Raw genomic sequence first — 20,183 nt, 5'->3', positions numbered from 1 at the left:
CAGGTCAAAAAACAAAATTTTTAAAGATTTTGTCAAGGAAAAGCTAGACAAATTAACTGATCATTTATACAGTACTGTATAAACAAACAGTATAGGTGATTTGAATGAACGCTCTAATCAATTACTTACGTAAACATTCTCTTGTTGCACTGTTCGGGATTTTCGCGGTGGCCATGTATGCACCTGCTAAAGATCTGATGAATTACACCAATGACAAACTTGCTGACGCCAACATTGAGCTCGCCAGTATTTCGTTTGGTAACCAATCCCCTTGGTCCGGTTCCAATGTGGAAACAGGCTTTGTAAAAGCCAGCCAGAGCTTAAATAGCCCACAGCAAATCTTTACCAAGTTCACTTTGAAGAATCCCAGTGATGAGAAAGTGGTCTATCGCAAATTATGGCTGTACTTTGAACACGCAGATGGCAAACGTGAATACACAACTGACTACACTTTGTACGATCCACAAACACGTCAACGCTTAATTGGCCACTCTGTGGAGCTGGGTCCTAATAGTGAAGTGACAGTATTGGCGTCATACCGTTTTATTCCTAGCTACACCCAGAGCAGCCCTGAGACAGTATCTATTTCATGGGAAAACAACAGTCACTTCCGTGACAGCAGCTGTGAATATGAGTTATCCACAGGTGCTTTAAGTCAGTTCGGTGCCGCCTGTCGATAAAGGGCTAAAACGCCCTTTTGAATACTAACGAGAATAATTTATATTTAGGCATTGAGCTCTATTGATAATCATTTTCATTTTTACTAGAATGCGAACACAAATTGCATATGGAGCAGTAATTATGAAAAAAATATTGACGCCCATCGCTGCGGTCGTTGCAGCCGGGATGTTAACAGCCTGTGGTTCACAAGCCGTTAAGAGTGATAACGTTGCAGTAACACCAAGTACAGTTGTTACTCATTACGCAGACATTGCAGAAGCCGCCTACGGTGACTCTTACACCACTGCATTAACGCTACAAACTGCCATTGATACTTTCTTGGCTGCTCCAACTGAAGCCAACCTAAGCGCAGCCAAAGAAGCTTGGGTTGCTGCTCGTGCACCTTACCAGCAAACAGAAGTGTACCGCTTCGGTAACGCTATCGTTGATGACTGGGAAGGCAAGGTCAACGCTTGGCCACTGGATGAAGGTTTGATCGACTACGTGTCTCCTTCTCACTACGGCTCTGAATCTGACATTAACCCACTTTACACTGCCAACGTTGTTGCGAACGACAGCCTGATGGTTGGTGGTCAAAAGGTTGATGCTTCTACCATCACTCCTGAGCTAATCTCTGATTACCTACAAGAAGCAGACGGCGTTGAAGCCAACGTTGCCAGCGGCTACCACGCTATTGAATTTCTACTTTGGGGCCAAGACCTTAACGGAACTAACCCAGGTGCAGGCAACCGCCCTGCTTCCGACTACGACCTAGACAACTGCTCTAATGGCAACTGTGATCGTCGTCGTGAATACCTAAAAGCCGTGACTCAGCTGCTAGTTGATGATCTTAAATACATGGCTGACGCATGGAAAACTGGCGGTGAAGCACGTGTTGCCTTGTTCGAACAGTCTCCAGCGGAAGGTCTAAGCACTATGCTGACTGGCATGGGTAGCCTTGCATACGGTGAGCTTGGCGGTGAGCGTACTAAGCTTGGCCTAATGCTTCACGATCCTGAAGAAGAGCACGATTGTTTCTCTGATAACACCCATTGGTCACACTACTACGATGCTAAAGGCATCAAAAACGTTTACCTTGGTGAATACCAACGTGTCGACGGTAGCTGGGTGAAAGGTCCCTCTTTGTCTGCCCTGATCGCCGAGCAAAACAGTGAACTAGACAACGAAATGAAAGCGGATCTAGAAGCTACAGAAGCAGCTGGCCAAGCCATGGTTGATGCGGCTGCAAAAGGTCAAACCTTTGATGTGTTGATTGCCATGAACAACACCCAAGGTAACGCCCTAGTACAAGACTTCGTTGACTCTTTGGTTGACCAGACCCGTACTACGGAAGATCTGATCCGTGAGCTTGACCTTCAAGGCATCGCTCTAGAAGGTTCTGACAGTCTAGATAACCCAAGCGCAGTATTTGAATAATTGCTGATTTGGGATTGATATAGGGGATGACGCAGGTCATCCCCTTTTTCCGTTTATAAGCAGTACCAAAGATGTTACCAATTCGTACCCTTTGTGTTGCCATTTTTTTGTGGTCGACTAGCTCGGCACTTATGGCAACTGACAGTGCTTACAACTCTCCTTTCTCGGGGTTAACCGCCGAGGAAAAGCAAGCCTTTTACCTGGGAGAAAGCCTCTTTGAGCGCTTTTGGGTGCCCTCCCCATCCTCTACCACCGCCAGTGATGGCTTAGGTCCATTGTTCAACGCCCGCTCCTGTCACAGTTGCCATATTAACAGTGGCCGTGGCCATGCCCCCAAAGACGGTCAATTAGGCAGTCAGGTGCCCTCTTTTTTTATTCGCTTAGGGCAAATCAAAGCCGACAGCCAAACCAATGTTTTGGGTGATCCGGTATATGGTCGTCAGTTTCACCCCTTAAGCAGCACCAATATTCTGCCCGAAGGGGATTACACACTGGATTGGCAAGAGTCATTAGTCATCTTGGATGACGGCACCGAGGTATCTTTACGTAAGCCAATCCTGCATTGGCAGTCATTGCATTACGGTGAGTTCGATCCGAACACTGGCTTCTCCCCGCGGGTGTCTCCCCCATTGGTTGGCATGGGGTTATTGAATGCAGTGCCAGAATCGGTCATTTTAGAGTACGCCGACGAAGACGACAGGGATCAAGATGGCATTTCAGGTAAACCCAATTGGGTCGTTCGTGATGGCAAGCAAGTATTGGGGCGCTTTGGTCACAAGGCCCATATCCCCACATTAGACGAACAAAACCAATCGGCTTTTAATGGAGATCTCGGGTTATCTACGCCACTCTTTCCTAACCCAAGCGGTGATTGCACGCCTAAGCAAGAAGATTGCTTAATTGCTCCCAATGGCAATAGTCCTCACCTTGATAACCTTGAAGTGGGTCACGAGCAAATGGCTGTAGTAGATGCCTATGTTGCCCTTAGCCGACCACCGACCATGCGAAACCTGTCGGAAGATTGGTTTCTGGACGGCAAGAAGATTTTTGATACATTAGAATGCGGCAGCTGCCATCGACCCAAGCTGTCCACCGGTACGGCGTCTTATGATGTCCTAGCAAATCGCGACTTTTACCCATTTACGGATCTGTTATTGCATGATTTAGGTCCAGAATTACAAAACGGATTCCCCGTCGCCAACGCCACACCACAAGAATGGCGTACGGCACCTCTTTGGGGGATCGGTCTTTCAGAACAAGTGTCGGGGCGAAACGGCTTTTTACATGATGGCCGTGCTCGCACCATTGAAGAAGCCATTTTATGGCATGGGGGCGAAGCTGAATCCAGCCGCAACCAATATAAGTCACTGGACGCTCGGCAACGTGCGCTCTTTATCAGATTTTTGGAGTCTCTGTAATGTTTAATAAGAAAACAGCCCTAGCCGCTGGTTTCGCAGTATTAGCGGCCTCAGCCACTAACGCTGCTGAATCTTGGAATCCTACCCTAGATCAGATCCAGTCTCAGTTCATTATTCCAAAATACGAGGCCATGACTCAAAGCGCCCAGCAGTTGGCAGAGTCTGTTGAGTCCCTCTGCACCACACCGGATGCCAGCCACCTTGCCAAGTCCCAAAAGGCGTTCCGTGACAACGTTGCCGATTGGCAAACCATTCAATGGTTAAACTTTGGCCCAGTGACCTACTTTATGCGCTATTACGCTTACGAATACTGGCCTGATAAAAAAGGCGTAACTCAGCGTCAACTTCGGGCTCTAAGTGCTTCTCCAAACATGATGGAAGCGCCTAAGTTCTGGTCATCTGCGAGCATTGCAGTACGTGGTATGACCGCCATTGAGTCGCTGTTGTTTCACCCTGATTTTGATGTAGTCAATCGCAACAGTGATTGTGAAGTACTCGAAGCGGTAACACGCCATCATGTGACCACATCTGCCGATGTACTGAAACAGTGGCGAGAGAGCCAAGCCACTGATTGGGTCTTTGCAGAAGAAGGTGATAACACAAGCCTAGATCACATGGTGGTTGAGCAGTTTGTGCAGCAATGGCTGGAGCACATGTCTGTAGTAAAAGACGCCAAACTAGAAACGCCCATTGGCTACAATAGCCGCCCTAACCTTAAGCTGGCGGAGTTTTACCGTAGCGAGCAATCCTTGTCGTCCATTCAAACAAACTTGAAGTCTTACCGTGTGCTTTACCACAGCGGTAGCCCATCCTTATACGACACGGCCATCACTGAGCAACCTGAATTGGCAGTGGCATTAGAAAATGCTTTAGCTGACAACGTAAAAATTGCCCTGCAATTGCCTGATGATTTCTTCACTGGAGACTACAGCCAAGAAGAACGGGTTAACTTAGCAAAACCTCTGGTGAAATCCATTTCTAACAGCCAAACGCAGCTGACTAACTTAGTCACAGCCTTGGGCTTTCAAATTGGCTTTAACAGCCGAGATGGAGATTAATATGCTAAGCAGACGTGCATTTTTAGGGGTGTCTTTAGCAGCCTTATCCATTCCTACCTGGGCTTCCAGTGTGCCCGTTTCTGGGAAGTCGGAGTTGTTCTTTTCGGCCTTTTCCAAAAGTGCCACTGAGCATTTTATCGGTGCCTTTGGTAGTAATGGACAGCTTATTTGGTCTATGGCGTTGCCAGACAGAGCCCATGCACCGGTCGTACATCCGACTCACAGCGTAGTAGGTGCCGTGGCCCGTCGTCCTGGCTTTTATATGGACTTCTTTAACCCGCTTACAGGGGAAGCCATTACTTGCATTAAGCCTCAAGCAGAGCACCATTTCTATGGTCATGCCCTATTCACCTCGGACGGCACTCGCCTCATCGCTCAGGAAAACCATTACCCAACGGGACATGGCAAGATCACCATTCGGGAATGGCCATCCGGAAAGTTGCTAGCACAATACAGCAGTGGCGGCATTGGCCCCCATGAATCGGTGCTGGCTCCCAATGGCACCTTAGTGATTGCCAATGGCGGCTTAAAAACCCACCCAGACAATGATCGAGAGATTCTTAATCTCGAGACCATGGCGCCTAACGTTTCTTATCTGTCTCTTGAGACGGGGGAGCTACTGAATCAAGCGGCCCACGAGCAGGCGCTACATAAGCTCAGTATTCGCCATTTGGATGTGAACCAAGACGGTGTGGTCGCGTTAGGCTTCCAGTACCAAGGTGAAATCTGGGATCAAGTGCCCCTAGTTGCCCTATCTACACAAGACTCTAACCAGCTTGAGTATTTGGAAATGCCAGAACAGATTCGCTACCGATTTAAACAATACTGCGGCAGTGTGTGTTTTGATGCTTCTGGCAAAACCTTAGCGATCAGTACCCCACGGGGTGGATTTGTGGCTTACTGGGATGTAGCAAGTCGAGCATTCCTTGGCGTAGACAATTGTCGCGATGTTTGTGGCTTGGTGGCCACGAACAACGAAGGGGAATTTGTCATGACTAGCGGATCAGGCAAACAGTTAATTTCGACCCCAAGGTCAGGATCAATCTCTCAGATCAACCAAATTGATGGCGCAAAATGGGATAACCATCTGAGGCGTATAGAATTTATTGTGTAAAAATTGTCGTTTAAATCAAACTCAGGATAGTCAGAAGACGTTTTTTTAGGTAATGTTTACCTCTTGTGTTTGCACATTTTGTGCAAACACTGTCCCGTTTTCTAATTGTAGTAGTTTGATGTTATTAGACTTTTTTAAGCATTACTTTTTAGTTGGTAGCAACTCTGTTGAAAACAGTGACAAGGATTCGTTTCAAATCAGTGCATTACGCATTTTATTAGCGTCATGTCTGATTGTTTTTACAGCATTCACCATTCACAGCTTGTCATTCAATACGTTTGACAATGATAGCCTTTATATTACTTTGCTTAGCAGCGCTTACGTGGCCTTATTTGGCTTGTTGCTTTGGCTCTCCCAAAGCTACACCAAGCTCGCCGCCTCGGCCCTTGTGGTTTTGCTCGCCACCACAGGTGTCTCTCTGGTGCTGCTTTCTACAGATTCCAGCGCCATCAAATTTGGCTTGACTGCACTCTACTCCCTGCCCTTGATTGTGCGGCTGTTTTTCAGCTTCCGCGTGTCCTTAGCTTTTAGCTTTGGTAACTTCGGCACTTTCGCATTGGAGCTGCAAGAGTCTTATCACTTCCCAAATCTCGGCGCTTTAGGCGCACCTGACTATAGCTCCTTCTATTTTCAGTTATTGGTGTTTGCCTTATTGAACTTTGGCCTACCTCTGGCGGTGTCCCGTGTCTTGCACACATTGCAAATGTCTATACAGCGCTTCAAAGCACTGACAGCAAAGCTCAACCACCATACGGAGCTTTACGAAGAGATCTTTGAACACACAGGCACCCCAACCCTTTTGTGTGATCGCAAAGGTAAAATTCTTAAGGTGAATGAAAAGGCCGAGGCGCTGCTGACAAAAGGCCAGCACAAGACCATCGAAGGCTCCCGCATCAATGATTGGGTGACCTCTACGTCGGACTCTTCTAACCGCTATTTTTGGCAAAAGAACGCCTCAGAATGTACCCTAAAATCTGACACTAAGAGTTCACTCGAGGTACATCGCTCGTCCCTAACAACACACGGCCACTATGTGCTGCATCTACAAGATGTCACCCATTTACGAGCCTTAACCCAAGAGCTGGAAAGCACCCAACAAACCAACTCTCGCCTGACGCACTTTGATTCTTTAACCCGCTTACCGAATCACCCTAACTTCTGTCGTCAGGTAAACCACCGTATTCGCAATGTGTCCGACTACTACAACGGCGCCATGTTTATCGTTCGTATCAGCCAGTTCAAGCTACTGAACAAGCAATACGGTCGTGAGCAGGCTAACCGAGTGATTCTAAACTTCTCAAAAGTGCTGCAATCTCGCCTATCGGACAAAACCATTTGTGGTCGTTTACGTGGGGTGAAGTTTGCGTGCTTTATGCCCGTGGGACAGACCTATTTGATTCAGCGCAATTTGCGTACCCTGATTAAATCCGTCTTGCCAGAGCAACTTCAAATTGGTGAGGATCTACTGAACATCGACTATCAAATCGGCGTGACCTACTACAACAACGAAGGTGAAACCTCAGAAGAACTGCTAGAACGCTGTGAAATGGCGTTGGAGTACTCCACCTCCGCCGAGCGTATCTCTTTCTTTGACCAGCAGCTTGAAGCCAAACTGATTCAAGAGCATAAGCTAGGGCTTGCCCTGTCTGACGCTATTAAAGAAAAATCCATCGACATCTGGTTACAGCCCCAAGTGATTGGCTCGGGTGAAATCCGATCTTTTGAAGCCCTTGCTCGTTGGCGCTTAGAAGACGGCAGTTTTGTCTCCCCAATTGTCTTTATCAAGCTTGCAGAAGAGCTGGGCTTACTGCCTAAACTGGCTGAAAGTCTCCTAAAGCAGCTAGTGGAAGTATTAGAAGGCTGGCACAAGGAACACATCAAGACCCCTGTTGCTTTTAACCTAGCTGGGCAGGAATTGATGAATGACCACTTCTTTGCCCAATTAATGGCGATGACATCTGAGCGCCCATGGTTGAGTGACATGCTGGAATTGGAGATTACTGAAACCAGCCCGGTCATGACTCACCCATTGATTCATAAGCGTCTACGCACCTTGTCACAATATGGCTTCTCCATTGCCATTGATGACTTTGGCACGGGGCAAGCGTCCATGGGGCAGTTGATCGATATCCCTGCCAACATTCTGAAAATTGACCGTCGTTTTGTGGCGCCACTTCCAAATGACAAACGCCATTTGGACATTGTGAAGTCCACCATTCAACTGGCCAGATCCCTAAACCTTGCGGTGATTGCAGAAGGTATCGAAACCCGCGAGCAAGCGAATCTATTGATTGGACTTGGCTGTGACACCCTTCAAGGTTATTACTTCGGTAAGCCCTGCCCAATCACTGACTGGACTCAGAATAACAACGAGAAGGCCAAAGAACTGCGTATGGTGTACTGATTCACCGGGCCTGATGTCATAAAAAAAGCCAGCATTATGCTGGCTTTTTTATGTTCGGATCACACCGCCATTAGAATAACAACTTGTCAAAGACAGCACAGTCCGTGTAAATGAATTCTTCATCTGCCCTAAGTCGAGCGGCTTTATCTATGAGCTTTTGCGACGCTTCTTTCTGACGGGGTGAAATGTAATCTGAGGCAACATTCTTTTCCAATGTTTCTAAGTAACGATTCAGCTTGTCCGTGCATTCGTCTGGCGTTTGACCATGGGCATAGCTTCCTAACAGCACGACCGCTGCAGCAACCATTGGCTTAGATACGCTTCGAACAATACGTTTTGACATGACACCCTCAGACCCTGATTTATGAGCCGATATTTAAGCATAAGCAAGCTCTAGGTTGAACGTCAATCCAAGAAAGTTTTGTGCAACGGAGAGTTTCATCAGGCAAAAAAAAACCAGAGCAATAAATTACTCTGGCGAACAGAAAACTAGTAGTCAGGGTGAACAAAAATCAAACGTAGAAACGCTTATTTCGCAAACAATAGACTCATGTCTTTGAATGCTTTGAACTCAAGCGCGTTACCGCATGGGTCCAATAGGAACATGGTTGCTTGCTCGCCAACCTGTCCTTTAAAACGAACATAAGGTTCAATCACAAACTTGGTATCAAAAGATTTAAGACGCTCAGCAAGCGCTTCCCATTGCCCCCATTCCAATACGATACCGAAGTGTGGCACAGGCACATCGTGACCATCCACTGGGTTAGTTGTGGCATGTTCTTGGTCAGGTGTTTTTGGGTGGTTATGGATAACCAATTGGTGACCGTAGAAGTTAAAGTCAACCCAAGTGTCCGCAGAGCGGCCTTCTTCTAGACCAAATACATCACGGTAAAATGCACGAGCCAATGGAACATCGTACACAGGGATTGCTAGGTGAAACGGCTGTAAACTCATTTTGATTTCCTTTTATGTGGTCAGTCAGAACGCTTTTGAACGTTTTCTTTGATGTTTTCCATTCTAATACTGGCAATAGAGCAAAAAAATCAATATATTTTTTAAAAATACATAAAGAGATTTTATGAATGATTCGCGAGTTAAAAACCCTGCTCATGGTAGCCAAAGAAGGCACATTTGCCGCTGCTGGCAGTAAAATCGGCCTGACCCAAGCGGCGGTTAGCGCCCAGATGCAACGCCTAGAAGAAGAGCTAGGGCTCAAGCTGTTTGACAAGGTAGGTCGTAGCTCTGAGCTCAATGCCACGGGCCGCCAAATACTAGAGCAATCCAAAGACATCATTGAGCGCTACAACGCCTTAGGCACGAGTACCGACTCCAATGTGGGAGAATTAACCCTAAAACTGGGGGCGATTTCCTCTACCCAACGTAGTGGGCTCCCCACCATCTTGAAACACTACTTTCAGATTCAGCCAAATGTGCGCATCAAGGTGTTACCCGGTGTTTCGATTAAATTAGTCGACTTGGTGGACAGTGGCGAATTGAGTATGGCTGTCACGATCCTGCCCCCCTTTCCTTTGCATGCGGATTTGATCTGGCGCCCCTTGGTTAGCGAGCCTTACGTGTGCGTGGTGCCAAACGGCTGTGACGTCCAAGATTGGCGTACTGCCTTGAAGACCCTACCCTTTATCCGTTACGACAGATCTTCATTTGGGGGGCGTCAGGTGGATCGTTTTTTACAGCGAGAAGCCATAGAAGTGCAGGACAAGTGCGAAGCAGATGAGTTAGAAGCCTTGATTGGCTTAGTGGCAGCAGGAACAGGCGCAGCTCTGATCCCGAGGGCTTTTGACTTTACCCCATGGCAAGATGCCATCAAGGAGCTGTCCTTAGACAGCCACACCTTCTATCGAGAGGTGGGGCTGGTCTACCCTCGAAATCAGCAGCATTCTGCGCCGATTGCAGATCTTATTAAAACCATTGAAGCGTATTATCACGCAACAGTGGAGTAACGTCTCGACAAGGTATCTAAGCGAGCATGGAAGAGGACGCGCTCTTGCTCTTCTTCTTCCACGGATATCGCGCTAAATTGCACTTTATCTCCAGCCATTTTTTGTGCCAATAACGACCCACCCCACGTGGTGACACAACCCATTTTCGGGTAGCCACCGATGGTTTGGCGATCCTTCAGCAGCACAATGGGCTGACCATCCTTTGGAATCTGAATCGAACCATAGGCAATGCCTTCGGACACAATACCAGCACCATCATAAGCAATAGAACGACCTTCCATGCGATATCCCATGCGATCAAAGCTTTGGGACACCTTATATTCACTGGATAGGAAATGGGCCACTTGGATGCTGTTAAACTGGTCATGTTGGTAACCAAGCACCATGGGAATCTCTTTGCTTGAGTAATCCGGAATAGCAAACCGTGGCACATTGTTTTGCAGGGCTCCAAAGAAGGCTTCAAAGGGAATCAGATCTCCTTTTTGCAGCTTTTCTCCTTTACCGGTCAAACCACCCACTTTTTCACGGATTACGGTAGATACACTGCCCAGAGTCGGCTCACATTGAAAGCCCCCTACCACCGCAAGATAGGCACGCAGACCATACTTGGGTTGCTGGAATGCCAGACGGTCACCCTTTTCCACTTTATAAGTTTGCCAACAGAGCAAGGGCTCACCGTTTAACGTGGCCCCCAGATCTCCCCCGCATAGTGCAATGGTAGTCGGCGCTGTGGCTTCTAATGAAAATAAACCATAGGTGATTTCAATCTGAGCAGCATTGTCATCGTTACCCAATAGACGGTTACCTAAACGAAAGGCATATTCGTCCATTGGCCCACCATTGGATAACCCAATGGCATGAAAACCACGACGGCCTAGGTCTTGGATTAATGCTAAGACACCGGTTTGAATGACTTTAAATGCCATTAGAACTTACCTCCCATGGCCAGATAATCGTCCCGCGTAATAGGCTTAAAATGAATCCGATCCCCTACTTTCATCAGAGAAAGGGACTCACTCCCCCAGTCCACTAGCTCTATGGGGGTACGGCCCACAAGGTGCCAACCACCAGGGCTTTCGCTCGGGTAAACGGCGGTTTGCTTCTCCGCAAACGCCACCATCCCCTTCGCCACTTTGAGACGAGGCGTGTCTCGACGAGGTAACTGAATGCGCTCATCCAAGGTGCCTAAGTACGCATAGCCCGGCATAAAGCCGATGGCGTAAGCACGGTAAGAGCGACCACTGTGGATGGCGATGACTTCCTCTGGGGTTAAATTGCATCGCTTCGCCACGTCCAGTAAGTCTGGCCCCACTTCTGGGTCATAAAACACGGGAATCTCAATGTCACAAGCGGAAGTATCTTCTACCTTGCTGGTGGCCAAATTGGCAAACAAGGTCTGAAAGCGCTTGGCAATACTGTGGCGATCATAATGGTACGGATCAAACACCACCATCAAGGTGGTGTAAGAAGCAATCACATCGACAATGCCTTTATCTCCTTCCAAGGCATTCACCACAGAAGCTATGTATTCAGAGACGGCTTCGTCCACTTCTTTAGAGAACTCAAAGAAGCAGGTCTGACTATTTAAAAACTGACATTCGGTTGGGTACATCATAATTCAAAACGCCTTACAAAATGGCGCGAGCGCGTTTCACTGCATCCAATGCATGGGGGTTATCTCCATGAATACAGATACTGTCTGCTTTCACCTGTAGCACACTGCCAGTTTCAGTGGTGACTTTGCCCTCTTTTAACAAGCCAAGTACCTGCTGCTCAATCAGGTCAACGGAGCGATGGACGGCATTGGCTTGAGAGCGTGGCGTTAAGCGTCCTTCTGCGGTATAGAGACGATCCGCAAAGGCTTCAAATAACACAGGCACATTGTGCTCTTTAGCAAGGGCTTCGATCTCCTCACGCTCAGGCACGGCCATCACCATCAAGGGTAAGCTACTGCTTATTTCCGCCACAGCCTGCATCACAGTTGCCAGCATTTTGCTGTCAAAGGCCATCATGTTGTACAGCGCGCCATGGGGCTTCACATAATCCAAACTCACACCATGGGCCTGACAGATACCCTGTAAAGCACCCACTTGATATTGCACTAGGGCTTTTAACTCGTCTGGGGCAATGTCCATACGACGGCGACCAAAGCCTACTAGATCAGGGAAGCCCGGATGAGCCCCCACAGATACGCCATGCTGTTTCGCTAAGGCAACGGTTTTGCTCATAATCAATGGATCGGACGCATGGAAACCACAGGCAATGTTCGCTTGATTGACGAATGGCATGATCAAGTCGTCCTGTCCCATTTTCCAAGCACCAAAGGCTTCGCCCATATCACAATTTAATAACATTTGAACTCCTTAACGCTGAGACATAGTGGTTGGCAAGTAGGTCACGATCTCTGGGAATACAGTCACCAGAACGATTGCCAAACCAATCAGTAGGAAAAATGGCAAGGCTGCACGAGCCACATAAAGGATGCTCTTGCCGGTTAATGCTTGAATCACAAACAGGTTAAACCCAACAGGTGGCGTGATCTGGGACATTTCCACCACGAAGACGATGAAGATCCCGAACCACAGCAAGTCGATACCAGCCGCTTCTACCATAGGCAGCACCACAGCTACGGTCAGAACCACCACGGAAATACCATCCAAGAAACAGCCCAGCACCATAAAGAAGATAGTCAGGTAAACGATCAACATCATGGGCGACAGATTGAGCTCTGCAATCCATTCCGCAAGGGATTTAGGAATACCTAGGAAGCCCATAGCAATGGTCAAAAAGTGCGCTCCCACCAAGATAAAGGTGATCATACAAGCGCTCTTTACAGCCCCCATTAAGCTGTCCATAAAGCTTGCGAAGCTTAACGCTCCCGTTAGCCCAGCCAGCGCCAAAGCTCCTGCCACACCGATGGCTGCAGCTTCCGTTGGCGTTGTTAATCCACCGTAAATGGAACCCAACACAAAGCCGATCAAGCCCATCACAGGGAACAAACGGCGGATGGCAATAACTTTCTGAGCCAAAGGCACCGCGCTTGCGGATTTAGGCGGCAGCTCGTCTTTGTGTAGCTTCGCCCAGATCATGGTGTAACCCATAAACAAGGTCACAAGTAGTAAGCCCGGTAGCGCACCCGCCACAAACAAACGGGCGATGGAGACTTCGGCTGCCACCCCATAAACAATCAAGATAATGGACGGAGGGATCAGCAACCCAAGGGTGCCCGAACCCGCCAAGGTACCAATGGCCATACGGTCACTGTAACCTTGCTTTTTCAGCTCTGGCAAAGTCATGCGGCCAATGGTCGCAGCGGTCGCAGCCGAGCTACCAGAGACTGCCGCAAAGATGCCACAGCTAAAAATGTTCACATGCAGCAGCTTACCCGGAACGCCCCCCAGCCATGGGGACAAACCTTCAAATAAATCCGTAGAGAGCCGCGTGCGAAACAGGATCTCCCCCATCCAGATGAACAATGGTAATGCGGTAAGGGACCAAGCCGTCCCCGCACCCCATGTGGAGGTACCAAACAACAAATCGATTTGGTAATTACCCGACAGCAGCAAACCCAAGCCGCCCACGGCGATCAGGGTAAAGGACACCCACACACCAAAGGCCAACATGGCGATCATGACCACCGCTAGAAAAATAGAAATTAACGTCATATCCATGGTTAGCCTTCTCCCAACTCATCTTCATGTTTCATGTAGTCAGGAGTCTGACCTTTCAGGGCGCTCCAAAGCGCATCTAGGGTAGCAAACACCAAGGCGCAGGCACCGATAGCAACAGGCAGTTGTGGGATCCAAAGCGGTACCGGCACATAGCCATAGGACACTTCGTCATAGACGTAGGATTCATACACCATGAAGACACAGGCGTAGGCGATGCCAATGCTCAGCAGTACGCCCAGCACCAACACACAACGTTCTTGTAAAAGACGTGCTTGGGTGCCAAAACGTTGGATCACCAAGGTCACGCGAATATGGCCCCCTTCACGGAAGGTATAAGCCAAACCAAAAAAAGTAGAAGCGGCCAAAGCAAACCCAGCAAAGTCCTCTGCTGAGGGCACAATAAAACCAAACAAACGGCCGACAATTTGTAGCAAAAGCAACAAGGTAATAGCGACAATACAGGCGCCAGAAAGCAAACCAGACAACTGGTAGCCTTTAGATTTCAGGGAACTCATAGAGACCCTCCCAAGAGTGGCACCGCGTCAGAGACTGACGCGGTGGGTGGAGAGGTAAGGTATTAAGGGTTGTAGCGTTCTAGGATCTTACCGATCGCTTCTGGATCTTCCGCTTTCCATTCTGCGGCCATGGTTTTACCGATTTCCACCAACTCTTCGACGAATTCTTGAGTCGGCTCAGTCACGTTCATACCGTTATCACGCAGGATTTGTGTATCGTTTTCACCACGCACCTCTACACGCTTCCAGCCTTCGCTTTCAACATGCTGAGCAGCCGCCATAACGATGTCTTGGGTTTCTTTGTCTAGACGACGGAACGCACGGTTGTTAACGATTACGATGTTTTTCGGAATCCATGCTTTGATGTCTGTGTAGTAGTCAACATAGTCCCAAGCTTGCGTGTCTGCCCCCGTAGAAGGAGATGTCACCATGGCCTGAACGATGCCAGTACTGAACGCTTGAGGCACATCAGGTACTTGTACTGTGGTTGGCACTGTGCCCATCAAGTCCGCTAGACGTGACGTGGATGGACTATTTGTACGCATTTTTTCGCCTTTCAGGTCAGCTAGGTTTGACACAGGCATCTTGGTGTACAAGCTTTGTGCTGGCCATGCCACAGTGTAAAGAAGCTTCATACCGCTTTCAGCAAGTTTGGCCTCGATAGAAGGCTTAGCAGCTTCCCATAGGGATTGAGCGTCACCATAAGTAGACGCCAAGAATGGAATGTTGTCGTGTTTGTAAATAGGGTCTTCGTTACCCATGATCGCCATGAAAATCTCACCTACTTGGACTTGTCCAGAGCGCACAGCTCGTGGGATTTCCAAGTGCTTAACCAAAGAGCCGCCGGAGTGAACGGTAATGTCCAAGTCACCGCCAGTTTTCTCTTTGATTTCTTCAGCGAATTCGTATGCCAGTTGAGTAGATAGGTTACCGTCACCGTATGGCGTTGGCATGTGCCAAGTCGCAGCAAATACAGAAGACGACAGCAAGCTGGTTGCGATTAAAGTAGTTTTTAATGGCTTCATGAGTGTTCCTATTTAGTTTTTAGTATGTTTTGTCTGACTTTCGTCAATGCACTCCTAAAAACTAAACAGTTCAAACTCAAAAATCCAACTAATATTTTTTTACAATACAAAAAAATAATTTATCAATTAGCCACATTTATAAGGACATTCTGACCGTGATCCCAGAAAATACGGGTGAGATTCATTAACGTTGTTGATCTAATTGCCCCATGCTGCCAATAAAGAGGTACATCAACGGGGTTTGATTCATCTAGCATGGCCACTCGGTTTGAGCCTAAATCAGACTCAATCATGCACTCAGGGACCATACACCAGCCTAATCCTAGGGCCGCCGCCTCTACAAAGCCTTTCGAGGTAGGCAGGTAATGGGTTGGCGGAGATAAGATGTCATGGGTCTTGGATTTAATAAAACGGTTTTGCAATTCGTCTTTGCGGTTAAACACCATCATGGGCGCTTTAGCTAAGGCTTCTCGACTCACGCCCGCGGGAAAGTAACGTTTAATAAACTCAGGGGACGCGATGGCTTGATAGCGCATGGTGCCCAGCAAATGAATGTCACACCCTTGGATCGCTTTAGAGTCAGAAGTGATGGCACCAATCGCCGTACCATCCCGCAAGAGATCAAGAGAATGGTCTTGATCGTCCACCACCACATCAAACAAATAACCATACTGTCGGTTAAGCTCTGCTATGGCGGGCAGCACCCAAGTCTCTAAGGAGTCATCGTTGACGGCGATGGTCAGCCTGCGCGCCACAACATCGTCCCCTTGGTCTAGCTGAAAAGCCTCAAAGGCTTCCGCTTCCAGCACCTGCATGGACTTCACTCGACGTAACAGCAATTGACCTGCTTCCGTCGGACGACAAGGGGGCTGACGCACGATCAGCACCTGTCCCATGCGATCTTCCAAGGCTTTTACCCGTTGGGAGATGGCAGAGGACGTGACACAAAGGCGTTTCGCCGCCCCATCAAAGCTTCCCTCTTCTATAACTGCCGCAAACGCGGCCAATTGCGGATGCAAAAGACTCATTTCTATCCTTCTTGTAACGATCTGCCCTATTCGCCGCCGACGGCGGCTTTTGGAGCAAGTGATTTCAATACGCTCTCTAAACGCATGACGGCTTGCTCAAGTTTGTCAGGCGTAGCATTGGTAAAATTCAATCGTAACGCAGATTGACCTTTGTCACCGGAATAAAATACATCACTGGGCACAGCAGCGATGCCTTGGTCCAACAACCTATACGCTAAAGCCATGGTGTCGCAATCGGGTAAGGTTAACCAAACAAACATCCCCCCTTGTGTCGGCAAGGTACGACAGCCGTAATCTTCCAGAGCGGATAAGGCTTTCGCCAATACTTGGTAACGCCCTTGATACAGGTCACTTACTTTTGCCACATGGGCGTCAAAGTCTGGGTGTTCTAACAAGCCTAACAACATGGCCTGAACGGGCACACTGGAATGCAGGTCTGCCCCTTGCTTAACCTTGATTAAGGCATCCACCCAAGCCTCTGGCCCGGACACAACCCCCATCCGCAACCCAGGAGAGGCTATTTTAGAAAAGGAGCGTAATACCAAGGACTGATCTGGACAAAAGCTCGACACCATAGGTAACGCATCGCCACTAAAGCGTAAATCTCGATAAGGGGCGTCCTCGATCAAGGTCACCTGATAAGCCAGACAAAGCTCCGCTACCTTGTGTCGCGTGGCTAAGGACCAAGATACCCCTGTGGGATTATGAAAATCGGGGACGCCGTAAAATGCCTTGGGACGTTGCGTTGCAAAGCATACTTCTAAGGCCTCCAGATCCGGCCCCTCGTCCGTTTGCGGTACTTCCAAAATGCGAGCTTGTACCAAATCAAACACCTGCATGGCGCCAAGGTAGCTTGGTGCTTCCATAACAATCTTATCTTCTGGATCAAAGAAAGCCCGTGCGATGAGATCCAATCCTTGTTGGGAGCCCGTTGTTACTAATAGTTTATGATGATTCGGCACCTCATAACGGGCCGTTAAATGTTTCACCAAGGGCCCATAGCCTTGAGTTGGGCCATATTGAAACAATGAGACATCCTCAGGGATCTTAGTCATCACAGGCTTGAGAATATCGAGTGGGAAGGTTTTTTCGTCCGGCAATCCGCCTGCCAAAGAAATCACATTGGGATCGCTGGCCGCCGCTAATATTTCTCTGATAAAAGATGATTTCATGCGCAAAACCGGTGTCGACAACTTCATTGTATCCTTCCTTCGTTGGGTTAAGGGAGGCTTTATGCTACGGTTCTACCATCTAAAATAATTGTCCGTTTATGCTATAACTAATGTCCATTTATGCGATATACGTTGTCCATTTATGCTATTTTAGCGTTTTAACTTTTTTCAATTTTTAACAAGGCCATAAAGCGGATGTCAAAGCAGCACCTAAGCCGTATCAACGAAGTTTTGTTTTACATCCATCAGGACATCAGTCGTCCTTTGTCCGCAAAACAGCTTGCTGACATTGCCGCCTACTCTGAGCAACACTTTCACCGCTTGTTTAAGCAGATCGTAGGAGAATCCATCCACCAGTACATACGACGGGTGCGAATGGAATACGCTGCCAATCAGCTTATGTTTGATACCAGCTCTTCGGTGTTGGACATCGCCAATCGCTGTGGCTTTAGCTCAGCATCCTCTTTTAATAAAGCCTTTAAGAGCACCTTCCATTGCGCCCCATCCGCATGGCGCCAGCAGGATGAGCCCTCCACCGATAAGCCTTATTTAACGGACCCTGACGTGGCCCTTGGCTATCAGCGCATCAGTCATCAAACTTTACCTTCCCCTAAAATTATCGAGGTACCCTCTCGCTTGGTGGCCTACAAACGCCACCTTGGCTATGGGCGCTCCATTAAAGAAGCGTGGATGACCTTATTTGCTTGGGCCAATGCGGAACAGCGGGACACCTCTGGGCAATTTGGTTTGCATCACTCTAATCCAGCATGGGTGGAACTGAGCAAATGTCATTATGTGGCTTGCTTAGAAATCGACCGCCCTATCGGTCGCCAATCCCTCGTCAGTCAATTGACCATTCCTGCGGGACTGCACGCAGTGTTTCATTTAACAGGCAAGTATGGAGAGCTGCTGCCCCGCATTAGCCAAGTATTCGAAACCTGGCTACCAGCCTCTAAGTTCAAACTGCGTTCTACGCCGGGTTACGTGCGCTATCATAAAAACCAATTTATCGAAGCAGACGAAACCTTTGATCTTGAGTTCTATCTACCGATCAGTGTGTTCTAATTAGCTTTTCTTAACTTATCTAAGATTAATTAATTTTACTTACAATAACACCCATTGCATCATGCCCCCAGTTCATTGATTCAACTAGGGAACCTACATGCTTATTACCGCTATGCTATCGGGCTTTACCGCAGGCGCTGGACTCATTATCGCCATTGGCTCGCAAAACGCCTTTGTTCTGCGCCAAGGACTGCTAAGACATCACGTGGGTGTCATTGTCGCCATGACTTCCCTTAGCGATATGCTGTTGATTACTCTGGGGGTGGCAGGCATAGGCTTTTTAATCACTGAATGGCCCCAGTTGATAATAGCCTTGCAATACGGTGGTGCGGCGTTTCTCGCTTGGTATGGGCTGCTCGCCGCAAAACGAGCCATCACAGGCTCAGGGGCATTAGAAGCCAGTCAATCAGAAGCTCAAGCCTCCTTATCGAAAGTAGTACTCACCTGCTTAGCCTTCACCTTTTTAAACCCCCATGTGTATCTAGACACCATGGTGCTGTTGGGCAGCCTATCGACCCACTATATAGGATTAGGACAAATCGCATTTGCAGTGGGGGCTTGCCTCGCCAGTTTGGTGTGGTTTGTGGCGTTAGGTTATGGTGCGCGCTTATTGCGCCCCCTGTTTGGCAACCCTAACGCCTGGCGAGTATTAGACGGTTTTATCGCGGTATTTATGTTGCTGCTTAGCAGCTGGATGGCCTTTGGTACTCTTTAGCTAGTAAAACCAAACTAAATGGATCACCGCACGAACGAGCAATCCCAGTAACGCACCCAATATGGCATAACGAAACACCTTACCAATACGTGGGCCAATGGCTGAAAACAGCGCCAAGCCCACTAAATCCAATGGGTTACTGGCTAAACCAGCAATGATGTTTAAATCCCGTGGGGACAAGGTGCCATGTTGGGCTTGGTCAATGATCACACCTAGGTAAGCGGTCCCTCCCGCTACATATTTAGTGATAATGGGCAACACGGCTGCCCCAGGTAGACCAATGGCCTGAAAAGCCGGAGCCAGTAGATCCGTCAAAAATGCAATGACGTTTAAGTCTTTCAAAATGGTCAGAATAAAGATGGTAATGATCAACATCGGCAGCATACCGATGGCAATCTTCATCCCTTCCATGCCCCCGTCTGACAAGGATTGAACAATGGTTTTCTTAACAGCTGGCCCCTTTTCCACCACATCAATACTGTTGGCAGACGGAGACACATCACGCATCAGCACATAATAGGTAAACGCCGACGCAATGATACCGCCCACCAAGGACGAAAACAGCAATACCCAGATATTCAAGCCGTAGGCAATCAAAGGAAAGGAGATGTTACCCTGAGTCATGGTCATGACCAGAGCGATGGTAGCCGCCACTTTACGCTGATCGGGCTCCATGGCGTCCACTTTAATTAAGGCAGGAAACGGTGCCACAGAACTGACAAATAAAATCTTGATGGACGCGATAACCCCAATCCCTGATGCGCCAAAGGAATGGGTTACTTTCGACAGCTTAACTGAGAGCCAGGCCAACAGGCCCTTGTTCTCAAGCACCTTCATTAAGCCTCCCATCACCACAGTGATAGGTAGCATCAAATACAACACAAGATCGATGGCCAAACGACCTGAACTTTCGATGTTTGTAATAAATTCCATTTCGTCC

The 20,183-nt window shown here is 48.2% G+C and carries 20 protein-coding genes; 9 read left to right on the top strand and 11 right to left on the bottom strand.

The window, feature by feature from the left end; all coding sequences use genetic code 11:
- Positions 1 to 104: 104 nt before the first annotated feature.
- The 6 genes from ACFQ45_RS17260 (at position 105) to ACFQ45_RS17235 (ending at position 8,091) form a co-directional block, all read left to right on the top strand.
- Complete coding sequence (locus ACFQ45_RS17260) at positions 105 to 680, top strand: hypothetical protein (protein WP_377369954.1); 576 nt, start codon at positions 105 to 107, stop codon at positions 678 to 680.
- A 121-nt stretch (positions 681 to 801) separates the two neighbouring features.
- Entirely contained in the window at positions 802 to 2,097 is a 1,296-nt protein-coding gene (locus ACFQ45_RS17255; protein WP_377369952.1) for an imelysin family protein, read from the top strand.
- Positions 2,098 to 2,228: 131 nt separating this feature from the next.
- On the top strand, positions 2,229 to 3,515 hold the full coding sequence (locus ACFQ45_RS17250) for a di-heme oxidoreductase family protein (protein ID WP_377369950.1): 1,287 nt from the start codon (positions 2,229 to 2,231) through the stop codon (positions 3,513 to 3,515).
- Positions 3,515 to 4,573, top strand: a complete 1,059-nt coding sequence (locus tag ACFQ45_RS17245) for an imelysin family protein (protein ID WP_377369948.1) — start codon at positions 3,515 to 3,517, stop codon at positions 4,571 to 4,573. Before ACFQ45_RS17250 ends, ACFQ45_RS17245 begins: the two co-directional genes overlap by 1 nt.
- A gap of 1 nt (position 4,574) precedes the next feature.
- Positions 4,575 to 5,687 carry a DUF1513 domain-containing protein gene (locus tag ACFQ45_RS17240; protein ID WP_377369946.1) on the top strand — a complete coding sequence of 371 codons (1,113 nt, stop codon included), beginning with the start codon at positions 4,575 to 4,577 and terminating at the stop codon, positions 5,685 to 5,687.
- A gap of 118 nt (positions 5,688 to 5,805) precedes the next feature.
- Entirely contained in the window at positions 5,806 to 8,091 is a 2,286-nt protein-coding gene (locus tag ACFQ45_RS17235; RefSeq protein ID WP_377369944.1) for an EAL domain-containing protein, read from the top strand.
- A 70-nt stretch (positions 8,092 to 8,161) separates the two neighbouring features.
- Here ACFQ45_RS17235 and ACFQ45_RS17230 read toward each other — a convergent pair whose 3' ends face one another.
- Positions 8,162 to 8,434 (bottom strand): hypothetical protein, encoded by a 273-nt coding sequence (locus tag ACFQ45_RS17230; RefSeq protein WP_377369942.1) that lies wholly within the window; start codon positions 8,432 to 8,434, stop codon positions 8,162 to 8,164.
- 185 nt (positions 8,435 to 8,619) lie between these two features.
- Positions 8,620 to 9,045 carry a VOC family protein gene (locus ACFQ45_RS17225; protein WP_377369940.1) on the bottom strand — a complete coding sequence of 142 codons (426 nt, stop codon included), beginning with the start codon at positions 9,043 to 9,045 and terminating at the stop codon, positions 8,620 to 8,622.
- Positions 9,046 to 9,173: 128 nt separating this feature from the next.
- Between ACFQ45_RS17225 and ACFQ45_RS17220 the strand changes: the two genes are divergently transcribed.
- Positions 9,174 to 10,052, top strand: coding sequence for a LysR family transcriptional regulator (locus ACFQ45_RS17220; RefSeq protein ID WP_377369938.1), 879 nt, complete (start codon positions 9,174 to 9,176; stop codon positions 10,050 to 10,052).
- Here ACFQ45_RS17220 and ACFQ45_RS17215 read toward each other — a convergent pair.
- The 8 genes from ACFQ45_RS17215 to ACFQ45_RS17180 form a co-directional block, all read right to left on the bottom strand.
- On the bottom strand, positions 10,034 to 10,978 hold the full coding sequence (locus ACFQ45_RS17215; protein WP_377369936.1) for a 5-oxoprolinase subunit C family protein: 945 nt from the start codon (positions 10,976 to 10,978) through the stop codon (positions 10,034 to 10,036). The genes ACFQ45_RS17220 and ACFQ45_RS17215 overlap by 19 nt on opposite strands.
- Positions 10,978 to 11,667, bottom strand: coding sequence for a 5-oxoprolinase subunit PxpB (gene pxpB / locus ACFQ45_RS17210; RefSeq protein WP_377369934.1), 690 nt, complete (start codon positions 11,665 to 11,667; stop codon positions 10,978 to 10,980). Before pxpB ends, ACFQ45_RS17215 begins: the two co-directional genes overlap by 1 nt.
- A gap of 13 nt (positions 11,668 to 11,680) precedes the next feature.
- The gene (locus ACFQ45_RS17205) at positions 11,681 to 12,406 is read right to left on the bottom strand and encodes a 5-oxoprolinase subunit PxpA (protein ID WP_377369932.1); all 726 of its coding nucleotides are present in this window, start codon (positions 12,404 to 12,406) and stop codon (positions 11,681 to 11,683) included.
- A 9-nt stretch (positions 12,407 to 12,415) separates the two neighbouring features.
- Positions 12,416 to 13,723: a TRAP transporter large permease gene (locus tag ACFQ45_RS17200; protein ID WP_377369929.1), complete on the bottom strand. Its 1,308-nt coding sequence runs from the start codon at positions 13,721 to 13,723 to the stop codon at positions 12,416 to 12,418.
- Positions 13,724 to 13,725: 2 nt separating this feature from the next.
- Positions 13,726 to 14,238 carry a TRAP transporter small permease gene (locus tag ACFQ45_RS17195; protein ID WP_377369927.1) on the bottom strand — a complete coding sequence of 171 codons (513 nt, stop codon included), beginning with the start codon at positions 14,236 to 14,238 and terminating at the stop codon, positions 13,726 to 13,728.
- A gap of 62 nt (positions 14,239 to 14,300) precedes the next feature.
- Positions 14,301 to 15,263, bottom strand: coding sequence for a TRAP transporter substrate-binding protein (locus ACFQ45_RS17190; protein WP_377369925.1), 963 nt, complete (start codon positions 15,261 to 15,263; stop codon positions 14,301 to 14,303).
- Between the two features lie 122 nt (positions 15,264 to 15,385).
- Entirely contained in the window at positions 15,386 to 16,291 is a 906-nt protein-coding gene (locus tag ACFQ45_RS17185; protein ID WP_377369923.1) for a LysR family transcriptional regulator ArgP, read from the bottom strand.
- Between the two features lie 26 nt (positions 16,292 to 16,317).
- Positions 16,318 to 17,490 (bottom strand): aminotransferase-like domain-containing protein, encoded by a 1,173-nt coding sequence (locus ACFQ45_RS17180; RefSeq protein ID WP_377369921.1) that lies wholly within the window; start codon positions 17,488 to 17,490, stop codon positions 16,318 to 16,320.
- Positions 17,491 to 17,658: 168 nt separating this feature from the next.
- Here ACFQ45_RS17180 and ACFQ45_RS17175 point away from each other — a divergent pair, with 168 nt between their 5' ends.
- Positions 17,659 to 18,528, top strand: a complete 870-nt coding sequence (locus ACFQ45_RS17175) for an AraC family transcriptional regulator (protein ID WP_377369919.1) — start codon at positions 17,659 to 17,661, stop codon at positions 18,526 to 18,528.
- 97 nt (positions 18,529 to 18,625) lie between these two features.
- Complete coding sequence (locus ACFQ45_RS17170; protein ID WP_377369917.1) at positions 18,626 to 19,243, top strand: LysE/ArgO family amino acid transporter; 618 nt, start codon at positions 18,626 to 18,628, stop codon at positions 19,241 to 19,243.
- On the opposite strand, the gene ACFQ45_RS17165 is transcribed toward ACFQ45_RS17170, so the two are convergent.
- Positions 19,244 to 20,176, bottom strand: coding sequence for a nucleoside recognition domain-containing protein (locus tag ACFQ45_RS17165; RefSeq protein WP_377369914.1), 933 nt, complete (start codon positions 20,174 to 20,176; stop codon positions 19,244 to 19,246).
- Between the last annotated feature and the right edge of the window lie 7 nt (positions 20,177 to 20,183).

It is taken from the genome of Rhodanobacter aciditrophus (genome assembly GCF_042679525.1).
Taxonomy (GTDB): Bacteria; Pseudomonadota; Gammaproteobacteria; order Pseudomonadales; family Marinomonadaceae; genus Marinomonas; species Marinomonas aciditrophus.
Note: the sequence above shows the minus strand (reverse complement) of the source record. Positions and strands in the feature narration are given on the sequence as shown.